This window comes from Fertoeibacter niger (assembly GCF_009380135.2).
Taxonomy (GTDB): Bacteria; Pseudomonadota; Alphaproteobacteria; order Rhodobacterales; family Rhodobacteraceae; genus Fertoeibacter; species Fertoeibacter niger.
The window spans coordinates 645,741-657,242 of record NZ_WHUT02000001.1; the positions used below are offsets into that span (position 1 = coordinate 645,741).

The following is an 11,502-nucleotide window of genomic DNA, read 5'->3' on the forward strand; positions in this document are numbered from 1 at the left end:
TCACAGTTGAAAGCCGGGACGCATCGCGGCAACGCTGCGTCCCAACCTCAATCTCCTCAGCTACACCCACTCGTCCCACCGCAGGTGTTGCATTTCATGCACGTCCCGTTGCGCACCAGCGTGTAGTTGCCGCATTCGCCACAGGGGTCGCCTTCATAGCCCTGCATCTTTGCCTTGACCCGGGCGTCCATGCCCACGACACCGCTTACAAGCGCGGTCATGCCGCTGGTGCCGGTGGCCAGACCGGTCAGCAGGCCCATGTCGGCGGAAAGGCTGCCGCCTGCCCCGCCTTGCAGCACCACCAGATCCTGCGGCAGGCGTTTGCGCAGATAGCCGGTCGAGGAAATCTGCTTCAGCACCTCAAGGCTGCGCGACGCTGCCGCATCGGTCACTTCGGTGATATTGGTGCGCTTGCCCTCTTCGGTGCCGCCGCCGATGTCATCAAAAGACGCGCCTTTCGGGGCCACATGGGCCAGATCGGTGCGGTCAAGATAAGACACAGCCAGTTCGCGGAAGATATAGTCGAGGATCGAGGTCGCGTTCTTGATGCTGTCATTGCCCTGCACCATGCCCGCCGGTTCGAATTTGGTGAAGGTGAAGGCCTCCACAAACTCCTCCAGCGGCACGCCGTATTGCAGGCCCACCGACACGGCGATGGCGAAGTTGTTCATCATGGCGCGGAAGCCCGCGCCTTCCTTGTGCATGTCGATGAAAATCTCGCCCAGCGTGCCGTCTTTATACTCGCCGGTGCGCAGGTAAACCTTGTGACCGCCGACGATGGCTTTTTGCGTGTAACCCTTGCGGCGTTCCGGCAGCTTTTCGCGGTGCGATTTGATGATCTCGCGCACGATCACCTTTTCGATGATCTTCTCGGCCAGAACCACGGCCTTTTCCTGCTGCGACCCCGAGGCCATGATCTCCTCGGCCTCTTCATCATCCTCGACCAGCGCCGATGCCAGCGGCTGGCTGAGTTTCGATCCGTCACGGTAAAGCGCGTTGGCCTTGATGCCCAGGCTCCACGACAGTTCATAGGCCGCCAGCGTTTCGGCAATGGTGGCCGTGTTCGGCATGTTGATCGTCTTGGAAATCGCACCCGAGATGAAGCTTTGCGCCGCAGCCATCATGTGAATGTGGCTTTCAACTGACAGATAACGCTTGCCCTTTTTACCGCAGGCATTGGCGCAGTCGAACACGCTGTAATGTTCGGCCTTCAGGAACGGCGCGCCTTCCAGCGTCATCGTGCCGCAGACATGGTCGTTCGCCGCCGCGATCTGCGCCGAGGTGAAGCCCAGATGGCGCAGCAGGTCGAACGTCGGATCAGCCAGCTTGTCCGCCGGGATGCCAAGGGTTTTCTTGCAGAAATCCTCACCCAGCGTCCACTGGTTGAAAACGAAGCGGATGTCGAAGGCCGAGGGCAGCGCCGCCTCGACCTTTTCCAGCTCACGCGGGCCAAAGCCGTGGCCGACCAGCGAGGTATGGTTGATGCCGGGGCAGTTGCCCAAGGAGCCATGGCCCACGGCATAGGCCACCATTTCCGCAATCTGCGCCGAACGGTAGCCCAGCTTTTCCAGCGCGGCGGGCACCGACTGGTTGATGATCTTGAAATAGCCGCCACCGGCCAGTTTCTTGAACTTCACCAGCGCGAAATCGGGCTCGATGCCCGTCGTGTCACAATCCATCACCAGCCCGATGGTGCCGGTGGGGGCAATCACGGTAGTCTGGGCGTTGCGGAAGCCATGCTTTTCACCCAGGCTCAGCGCCTCGTCCCAGGCAGATTTTGCAAGCGGAACAAGCGATTGGTCCGGGCAGTTCGCGTGATCCAGCGGCACGGGGGCCACGTTGACAGCCTCATACCCCGTCACGCGGCCATAGGCGGCGGCACGGTGGTTGCGGATGACGCGCAGCATGTGTTCACGGTTGCGGGCGTAGCCCGAGAATGCGCCCAGTTCCCCCGCCATTTCGGCGGATGTGGCATAGGCCACGCCGGTCATGATCGCCGTCAGCGCACCGCACAGCGCGCGGCCCTCGGCGCTGTCATAGCCAAAGCCCATGTTCATCAACAGGCCGCCGATATTGGCATAGCCCAGGCCCAAGGTGCGGAAATCAAACGAAAGCTGCGCGATTTCCTTCGACGGGAACTGCGCCATCATCACGCTGATTTCCAGCGTGATCGTCCACAGCCGCGAGGCATGGATATAGGCGGCGCTGTCGAACTTGCCGTCCTTGAAGAAGGTCAGCAGGTTCATCGAGGCCAGGTTGCAGGCGGTATCATCGAGGAACATGTATTCCGAACAGGGGTTCGACCCCCGGATCGCGCCATCTTCGGGGCAGGTGTGCCAGGCGTTGACCGTATCGTGGAATTGGATCCCCGGATCGGCGCAGGCCCAGGCGGCATGGCCCACCTGATCCCACAGATCCTTGGCCTTGATGGTTTTCGCCACCTTGCCGTCGGTGCGGCGGATCAGCGCCCAGTCGGCATCATCCTTCACCGCTTGCAGGAAGGCATCGGTCACGCGGACCGAGTTGTTGGAATTCTGGCCCGAGACCGAGATGTAGGCCTCGGAATCCCAGTCGGTGTCATAGGTCGGAAACTCGATCGACCCAAAGCCTTGCCGGGCGTATTGCAGAACCCGGTTGATGTAGGTTTCCGGGATCATCACCTTTTTCGCGCCACGGATCGCAGCTTTCAGCGCGTCATTTTTCGCCGGGTCGGTGGCATCGGCAATCGCGCCGTCCCAGCCGCGGATCGCGGCAAAGATCAGGTTCAGCTTTTGCTCGTGCATCTTGGAGCCGGCGACGAGCGACGCCACCTTCTGCTCTTCGATCACCTTCCAGTTGATGAAATCTTCCACATCGGGGTGATCCATGTCGATGATCACCATCTTGGCCGCGCGCCGCGTGGTGCCGCCCGATTTGATCGCCCCCGCCGCCCGGTCGCCGATCTTCAGGAACCCCATCAGGCCGGATGACTTGCCGCCGCCCGACAGCTTTTCGCCCTCGCCGCGCAGGCTGGAAAAGTTGGTGCCGGTGCCCGAGCCGTATTTGAACAGCCGCGCCTCGCGCACCCACAGATCCATGATGCCGCCATCGCCCACCAGATCATCCTTGACCGACTGGATGAAGCAGGCATGCGGCTGCGGGTGTTCATAGGCGCTGGCCGATTTGGTCAGAACGCCCGACTGGTAATCCACATAATAATGCCCCTGCGACGGGCCGTCGATGCCATACGCCCAGTGCAGCCCGGTGTTGAACCACTGGGGGCTGTTCGGCGCCGCCATCTGCCGCGCCAGCATGAATCGCATTTCGTCGTAATAGGCCCGCGCGTCGGATTCGGTGGTGAAATAGCCGCCCTTCCAGCCCCAATAGGCCCAGGCCCCTGCCAGACGGTCAAACACCTGCTTGGCCGATGTTTCGCCGACGATCCGCTCGGATTCGGGCAAGGCCGCCAGCGCCGCGTCATCCGCGACTGACCGCCACAGGAATTCGGGCATGCCCTTTTCCTTGATCTTCTTCAGCCGCGCCGGAACCCCCGCCTTGCGGAAATACTTCTGCGCCAGCACGTCGGATGCCACCTGGCTCCAGCCCTCGGGCACTTCAACCGCGTCGTTGCGAAAGACCACGGTGCCATCGGGGTTGCGGATTTCCGACACGGTGGTCGTGAACCCCATCGCACCATAGGCCCCGGTCGCTTCGGTCGTGAATGTCCGCTCGATCTTCATCTGCCCCAACTCCGTTTCTTGTGGCGGGCGATACGCCCTTGTTTGTTCCCGGCGGGGCAATGGTTCTCGGCCCCCGTCCGCTTGAGCGGACAGGCCAGCGCGCCGCCTGGGCGCTGTGCTGTGACGAGTTCCGTGTCCCCGGTCGCGCGCCACAAGATGTAGTGGCTGCGCGACCAACTTCGTCAAACTGTCGTAATTCCGACTCTGCCGCAACGAATAAATTAGCCACCTGGTCAGGTTTTTGCGCTTGACCGCGACCCACCGCCAAAGGCCCGATTCTGCCCGGCCTGTGGGCGGTTCTGGGGATAAGCCGGGCCCTCGCTGTGGGTAACGCGCATTTCCCCAAGGCAGCGGCCCACTTGCCGCCCCCGCCTCAGACGGTGGATGAATTGTGACAGACCAAGGCGCCCCGGCGGCACATAATGCGCGCCTGTGGCCCCCGCGCCGCGCTGCCCAAAAATCAGGCGCGCCGGTTGATCAGGATGATTCCCCCGGCCACCAGACCAGCGGCCACCAGCACCTGTGCGCTGACCGGCTCGTTCAGCAGCAGCCAGCCAAGCGCCAGCCCCATGATCGGCGTGAGGAAGGAAAAGCTGGCCACGGTTGAGGCCGGATAGACCGACAGCAGCCACAGCCAGGAAATGAACCCCCCCGTCACCACGACCGAGGCCTGAAACACCAGCCAGAACAGATGCACCGGTTGCAGATCACGGATCAGCGGGCCAAAGAACGGTGCGGCCAGCAACAACAGCGGCCCCGACACCAGCACCATCCAGAACAACTGCATTTCCGGCCCCACCGCCGCCATCACCGGCCGCCGCGCGACAAAGGCGGTGGCCGCCCAGCCCAATGCGCCCCCCAGTGCGAACAGATCCCCCGTCAGGCTGGCCTGCCCCCCGGCCCCGCTTTGATCCAGTATCGCCAGCGCGGTGCCGCCGAAGGCCAGCACCAGACCCAGCGCGCGCAGGGGCGTGATCCGCTCGCCCGGCAGGCCGAAATGCGCCATGACCGCCATCCAGACCGGCATGGAATAAAAGATGATCGCGGCCCGGCTGACGGTCGTCAGATCCAGCGCCATGAACAGGCACAGGAATTCCAGCGCGAACACCGTGCCGATCAGCAGGCCCGGCCCCAGTTCGGCGCGGCGCAGTTGCGGCGGCTTGCCGCGGAACCACAGCCAGCCCGCCACGAACCCCACCGCCAGCACCGACCGCACCCCGGCAAAGAACACCGGCTGCAAGCCTTCGTTCACCACCTTGACGATCACCTGGTTGAAGGCCAGCAGCAGCATCACCGCCAGCAGCGCCACCGTGCCGAACGTGTCGATCCTGTCCTTGCGCATCTGGCCCCCCTGCGTTCGGCGCACCCTTTCGGTGCGGCAGGGGGAAGTCAAGCCGGGCAAAAGCACTGGCGATGCCGCCACGAATGGCTTAAACGCCGCCCGATACCCCAGCCCTACCCTCCAGCCCGACACTCCAAACGGACGCGCGACATGCAGGACAACATCATCGCCCGCTGCGAGGCCAAGGGCCTGCGCATGACAGACCAGCGCCGCATCGTGGCCCGGGTGATCGAGGCGGCCGATGACCACCCCGATGTCGAGGAACTGTATGCCCGCGCCGCGCGCATCGACCCGCGCATTTCCATCGCCACCGTCTACCGCACGGTGAAACTGTTCGAAGAGGCGGGCATACTGGACAAGCTGGAATTCGGCGATGGCCGCGCCCGCTATGAGGATGCCGAACGCAACCACCACGACCATCTGATCGACATGAATTCCGGCAGCGTCATTGAATTCGTCGATCCCGATATCGAGGCCCTGCAGGAACGCATCGCCGCCAAGCTGGGCTACAAGCTGATTGGGCACCGGCTTGAACTCTATGGCGTGCCGGTCAAACCAGCCCGCCCCACGGACAAATCCGGGTGAGCGCCACCGACAACAGACGCGGCGCGCTGCTGATGGTGGGGTCGATGTTCGCCTTTGCCTTCGAGGATCTGTTTCTGAAACGCGCCGCCATGGCGCTGCCGCCGGGGCAGGTCATCGCCATGATGGGGGCTGTGGGCGCGCTGTGTTTCTGGGCGGTGGCTGCCTGGAAAGGCCAGCCGATACTGACCCGCGTGGCCCTGTCACGCCCCGCGCTGATCCGCAGCCTGGCCGAGGCTGTGGCGGCCATGCTGTATATCACCGCGCTGGCGCTGATACCGCTGACGATGAACGCGGCGATCCTGCAAGCCTCGCCGCTGGCCGTCACCATGGGCGCGGCATTGTTCCTCGGCGAACCTGTGGGTTGGCGGCGCTGGACGGCCATCGCGCTGGGATTTCTGGGCGTGCTGATCATCCTGCGCCCGGGGACGGATGGCTTTGCAGCGGCCGGGCTTTTGACCGTGGCCTGCGTGGTGGTGCTGGTGGTGCGCGATCTGGCGACCCGGGTGATGCCCGCCAGTATCGGCACGTTCCAGCTGACGACATGGGCCTATATCGCGCTGATCCCCGCCGGGCTGGTGCTGATGGTCCTCGCCGGCGACACCCCGCAGCTGATTGCGGATGACCGCTGGGGCGACCTGATCGGTGCGCTGCTGACCGGGCTTGTGGGCTATTGGGCCGTCACCGCCGCCATGCGGCTGGGCGAAGTGTCGGTGGTGGCCCCGTTCCGCTATGCGCGGCTGGTCTTTGCCATGGTGCTGGCCATGCTGTTTCTGGGCGAACGCCCCGATGTGGCGACGCTGCTGGGGTCAGCGCTCATCATCGGCTCCGGCCTTTACACCTATTTCCGCGAAGCCCGGCGCAAGCGCACCCTTTCCATAGGGGCCTCCCCAAGGTAAAGACGCAGCCGAGAGCACCCCCCTTCAGTCTCGGGAGACCCCCATGAGCACGATCATCGACATCCACGCGCGCGAAATCCTCGACAGCCGCGGCAACCCCACCGTCGAGGTGGATGTGACGCTGGAAAGCGGCGCGATGGGCCGGGCCGCCGTGCCCTCGGGCGCATCGACCGGCGCGCATGAGGCGGTGGAACGCCGCGACGGCGACAAGGGCCGCTATAAGGGCAAGGGCGTGCTGGAGGCCGTGGCCGCCGTGAACGGCGAACTGGCCGAGGAACTGGTGGGCTTTGACGCCACCGAACAGGTCGGCATCGACCGCACCATGATCGAGATGGACGGCACGCCGAACAAATCGCGTCTGGGTGCCAATGCGATTCTGGGCGTGTCGCTGGCCGTGGCCAAGGCCGCCGCCGAAGTGACCGGCCAGCCGCTTTACCGCTATGTCGGCGGCACCTCGGCCCGCATCCTGCCGGTGCCGATGATGAACATCATCAACGGCGGCGAACATGCTGACAACCCGATCGACATCCAGGAATTCATGATCATGCCGGTGGGCGCGGACAACATCCGCGAAGCCGTGCGCTGGGGGTCGGAAGTGTTCCACACGCTGAAGAAGGAACTTCAGCAGGCCGGCCACAACACCGGCATCGGCGACGAGGGCGGCTTTGCCCCCAACCTGTCGTCAGCGCGCGAGGCGCTGGATTTCATTCTGAAATCCATCGAAAAGGCCGGTTTCACCCCGGGCGAGGACATCTATCTGGCACTGGATTGCGCCGCGACCGAGTATTTCAAGGGCGGCAAGTATGAGATGGTCGGCGAAGGCAAATCGCTGAGCATCGCGCAGAATGTCGATTTCCTGGCCGGTCTGGCAGCGGATTACCCGATCATCTCGATCGAGGACGGCTGCTCCGAGGATGACTGGGAAGGCTGGAAACTCTTGACCGACACGCTGGGCGGCAAGGTGCAACTGGTGGGTGACGATCTGTTCGTGACCAACCCCAAACGTCTGGCCGAAGGTATCGCGCGTGGCTGCGCCAACTCGATGCTTGTAAAGGTCAACCAGATCGGCACGCTGACCGAAACGCTGGCCGCCGTCGATATGGCGCACCGCGCGCGCTATACCAACGTGATGTCGCACCGTTCCGGCGAAACCGAGGACAGCACGATCGCCGACCTGGCCGTGGCCACCAACTGCGGCCAGATCAAGACCGGATCGCTGTCGCGGTCTGACCGGCTGGCGAAATACAACCAGCTGATCCGCATCGAGGAAATGCTGGGTGAGGTGGCCGAATATGCCGGACGCTCTATCCTGAAGGCCTGACCGCCTGCCCCGCCGCAGCCAATCACGGCTGCGGCGGGGCGGTTCAAGAATTTTTGGGAAAATTCTTGAAAAAATCCTGGAAGATTTTTTAGGTGACATGCGCCCTGACGGGATCGGCCTTTGCTGCGGCGGAGACCTCCGGTGGGGATATTTGAAGACAGAAAATGAGCGGGCCCATGACCGAGGCTGATCGCCTGATTGCTCAGCTGAAGCTCTCCCCCCACCCGGAAGGCGGCTGGTATCGCCAGACATGGGTGGCCGAAAACGCAGGCCGCGCGATCGGCACCGCCATCTTGTTCGTGCTGAAGGCTGGCGAAGTCAGCCATTGGCACCGGGTGGATGCGGTGGAGATCTGGCATTTTCATGCGGGTGCGCCGCTGATCCTGTCCACCGCCGCCGATGCCGCGGGGCCCGCCCGCGACCTGCGGCTTGGCCCCGATGTTCTGGCAGGGGATGCGGCGCAGGGCATCGTGCCTGCCCATCACTGGCAGAGGGCGCGCAGCAGCGGCGATTGGAGCCTTGTGGGCTGCACCGTCTGCCCCGGCTTCCGGTTCGATGGGTTTGAACTGGCCCCCCCGGGCTTTGACATTCCAGGGTGAGAGCGGGGCTCACCGCACCGTGGCCTGACTGAACCGTGGCCACATCAAACCGGGCCCGCCCTCAACCCTCCGGCAGCACCACGGTAAACGTGCTGCCCCGGCCCAGATCGCTGTCGATACGGAACCGCCCGCGGTGCCGGTTGACGATGTGTTTCACGATGGCCAGCCCCAGCCCCGTGCCGCCCTTTTCGCGCGAACGGTGGCTGTCGACCCGGTAGAACCGTTCCGTCAACCGGGGCAGGTGTATCGGGTCTATTCCTTCGCCCCGATCGGTCACGGCAATGGCAACCGAAGGCCCCAACCGGGCCTGATCGCGCAACTGGCGGGTGATGCTGACCGTCACCAGCTTGCCGGGCGCACCATATTTCACTGCGTTTTCGATCAGGTTGTGGAACACCTGTGTCAGCTGGTCAGGGTCGGCGGGGATGACAAGCGGGCCTTCTTCGCCCTCGACCTCGATCACCACGCCTGCCGCGTCGGCCACCGGCCGCAGCGCCGTCACTGCCATGCCGATCAGCGCCACGATGTCGATACGCTCGGTCGGGCGCACCCGTTCTTCCGATTCCACCCGGCTGAGTGACAGAAGATCACGCACCAGCCGGTTCATCCGCTCGGCCTCGCGCGCCATGATGCCAAGGAACCGGCCGCGCGCCGCCGGGTCATCCCGGGCAGCACCCTGCAACGTCTCGATGAAGCCTAGCAGCGCCGTCAGCGGCGTGCGCAGCTCGTGGCTGACATTGGCCACAAAATCGCGGCGGATCTGGCCCATCTGCTCTTGCTCGGTGATATCCTCGAATGCGCAAAGCGCACCGGCCTGCCCCTCGCCCGCCACCGGGCTGATGGTGACGCGGTAGGTCACTTCGCGCGACGGGCCGGTGATCACATGCCGCGCCTGCCCGGGCTGGCGGTGGCGCAACGTGCCCTCGATGGCATCCAGCAGCCCGGGTTGCCGCATGGCGATGATGTAGTGCCGCCCCACGATACCCGGTCCGAACAGCGCCAGTGCGGGCGCATTCGCGGCGGCAATCCGCTCGGCCCGGTCGATCAGCACCAAGGGCAGCGGCACCCCGGCCAGCACCGTTCCGACAAGCTGCGATTCCATACCCGGCCCCCTGATCACCACCCGCCAAAGGCGAGTCCGCGTGTTCTATACGGTGGCGTGTAACAGAATGTGACAGCCCGGCCCATGGGTTGCGCCTGACCCTCGCCGTGCGGCCCTGCCTTACAAGGCATTGTCACGTTTGAAAATCCAGTCATGGTCGGGATGGTTGGCAAACCGCCACTTGCGCAGCGGCCCGGCCATGACATTCAGGTAATACATCTCATAGCCATGCGGCACGCCGCAGGGATGATGCCCTTTCGGCACCAGCACCACATCGTGATTGGCCACCGCCATCGTCTCATCCAGGCTGCCATCCTCGGTAAACACCCGCTGGATGCCATAGCCCTGCGCCGGGTTCAGCCGGTGGTAATAGGTCTCCTCCAGATAGGTCATGCGCGGGTAATCATCCTCGTCATGCCGGTGCGGCGGATAGGACGACCAGTTCCCCGGTGGCGTGAACACCTCTGTCACCAGCAGGCTGTCGCAATAATCCTCGTTCTCCATGGCGATGTTGTTGATGTGGCGCAGGTTTGCGCCCTGCCCGCGTGGCGTCAGGGTGATGCCCTCCGGCCCGATCCGCCGCGCCGGATGCCCGGCCCTGCCCGGCGCCGCACACACCGCCAGCGTGCAATCCGTCACCGCCACCGCCTCCCAGTCGCTGCTTGACGGCACATACAGGCAGTGCGGCGGCGTCTTTTCAAACACATCCATCCGGTCGCCCAGCACACCGAAATCCACGGCCCCCGCGCGGCATTCCGCGCGGCCTTCCACCAGCACCAGGATCACCTCGCGCCCGCCGGTGGCCGCGCCCACCCGCTCGCCCGCCGCAAGCCGGTGCAGCGCAAAGCCCACATAACCCCAACCCGCGCTTTCGGGCGTGATGTCATGCAGCGTGCCGGTCTTGCCCAAAGGCTTGCGCAGAAGATCAGCCATTTTCGCCCTCGCTCGGGGGCGTCCTCCCCCCATTTTCTGTCTCTAAACATCCTCGGGGGGTCCGGGGGGCAGACAGCCCCCCGGCGCTGGCCCGATCAGATCAGGCCAGCGTCCCGCGCCAGACGCTTCAGCGTCGCCAGCCCCAGCGTCTGATACAGCAGCGGGTTCCTCGCCGCCGGATCCTGCTCCGCCTCGATCACGATCCAGCCGCCATAACCCGCGCCCGCCAGCACCTTCAGCAGCGGGCCGAAATCCACACAGCCCTCCTGGTCGCCCGGCACCGTGAAGGCACCCGCCACCACGCCTTGCAAAAAGGACAGCCCTTCCGCCCGCACCCGCGCCACCACAGCGGGGCGGATGTTCTTGGCGTGGAAATGCCGCACCCGGGCCACGTGCTTTGTCAGCACCGCCAGCGGGTCGCCGCCGCCAAAGGCACAATGGCCCGCGTCAAACAGCAGATGCGTGGCAGGCCCGGTCGCCGCCATCAGCGCGTCGATCTCCTCGGGCGTCTCCACGATGGTGCCCATGTGGTGATGATAGACCAGCGTGACACCCTCACCCGCCAGATAAGCGGCAAACTCCTCCAGCTTCGCGCCAAAGGCTGCCATTTCCGCCGGGCTCAGCACCGGCCGGTCATTCACCGGCTTCGACGCATCCCCGTGAATCGCGTTCGAGGTTTCGCAGACGATGCAGACCGCGCAGCCGTTGTGTTTCAGCTTGGCCAGATGCGGCTGCACCGCTGCAATCTCATCCGCGACAGAGCGCACCAGCAGGTTGGTGGAATACCAGCCCGAGATGAACTTCAGCCCGTAACCCGCCAGCAATGCACGCAAAGCCTCGGGTTCCTCGGGCCAGCGGTGGCCGTTTTCGATACCGTCAAAGCCGATCTGCCGCCCGGCCTCGTCCAGTATGCGCGTCGTCGGAATATCCGCGCCGATGGTCTGGTCGTCGTCATTGGCCCATGCAATCGGGTTCGTGCCAAACAGGATCATCATTCACCTTAAG

The 11,502-nt window shown here is 64.3% G+C and carries 9 protein-coding genes; 4 read left to right on the plus strand and 5 right to left on the minus strand.

Going from position 1 to position 11,502, the window contains the following annotated elements; translation table 11 throughout:
- Positions 1 to 56: 56 nt before the first annotated feature.
- On the minus strand, positions 57 to 3,719 hold the full coding sequence (locus tag GEU84_RS03110) for a vitamin B12-dependent ribonucleotide reductase (RefSeq protein WP_152824008.1): 3,663 nt from the start codon (positions 3,717 to 3,719) through the stop codon (positions 57 to 59).
- A gap of 460 nt (positions 3,720 to 4,179) precedes the next feature.
- Positions 4,180 to 5,061: a DMT family transporter gene (locus tag GEU84_RS03115; protein WP_152824009.1), complete on the minus strand. Its 882-nt coding sequence runs from the start codon at positions 5,059 to 5,061 to the stop codon at positions 4,180 to 4,182.
- Positions 5,062 to 5,211: 150 nt separating this feature from the next.
- Between GEU84_RS03115 and GEU84_RS03120 the strand changes: the two genes are divergently transcribed.
- From GEU84_RS03120 to GEU84_RS03135, 4 genes are all read left to right on the plus strand, one after another.
- On the plus strand, positions 5,212 to 5,646 hold the full coding sequence (locus tag GEU84_RS03120) for a Fur family transcriptional regulator (protein WP_152824010.1): 435 nt from the start codon (positions 5,212 to 5,214) through the stop codon (positions 5,644 to 5,646).
- Positions 5,643 to 6,542 (plus strand): DMT family transporter, encoded by a 900-nt coding sequence (locus GEU84_RS03125; protein WP_338144746.1) that lies wholly within the window; start codon positions 5,643 to 5,645, stop codon positions 6,540 to 6,542. Before GEU84_RS03120 ends, GEU84_RS03125 begins: the two co-directional genes overlap by 4 nt.
- Positions 6,543 to 6,585: 43 nt before the next feature.
- Complete coding sequence (gene eno / locus GEU84_RS03130; protein WP_152824011.1) at positions 6,586 to 7,863, plus strand: phosphopyruvate hydratase; 1,278 nt, start codon at positions 6,586 to 6,588, stop codon at positions 7,861 to 7,863.
- Between the two features lie 176 nt (positions 7,864 to 8,039).
- Entirely contained in the window at positions 8,040 to 8,462 is a 423-nt protein-coding gene (locus tag GEU84_RS03135; RefSeq protein ID WP_152824012.1) for a cupin domain-containing protein, read from the plus strand.
- 61 nt (positions 8,463 to 8,523) lie between these two features.
- On the opposite strand, the gene GEU84_RS03140 is transcribed toward GEU84_RS03135, so the two are convergent.
- From GEU84_RS03140 to iolE, 3 genes are all read right to left on the minus strand, one after another.
- Complete coding sequence (locus GEU84_RS03140; RefSeq protein ID WP_152824013.1) at positions 8,524 to 9,564, minus strand: sensor histidine kinase; 1,041 nt, start codon at positions 9,562 to 9,564, stop codon at positions 8,524 to 8,526.
- A 120-nt stretch (positions 9,565 to 9,684) separates the two neighbouring features.
- Complete coding sequence (iolB, locus tag GEU84_RS03145) at positions 9,685 to 10,497, minus strand: 5-deoxy-glucuronate isomerase (protein WP_152824014.1); 813 nt, start codon at positions 10,495 to 10,497, stop codon at positions 9,685 to 9,687.
- Between the two features lie 95 nt (positions 10,498 to 10,592).
- The gene (gene iolE / locus GEU84_RS03150) at positions 10,593 to 11,492 is read right to left on the minus strand and encodes a myo-inosose-2 dehydratase (protein WP_241427553.1); all 900 of its coding nucleotides are present in this window, start codon (positions 11,490 to 11,492) and stop codon (positions 10,593 to 10,595) included.
- Positions 11,493 to 11,502 lie beyond the last annotated feature (10 nt).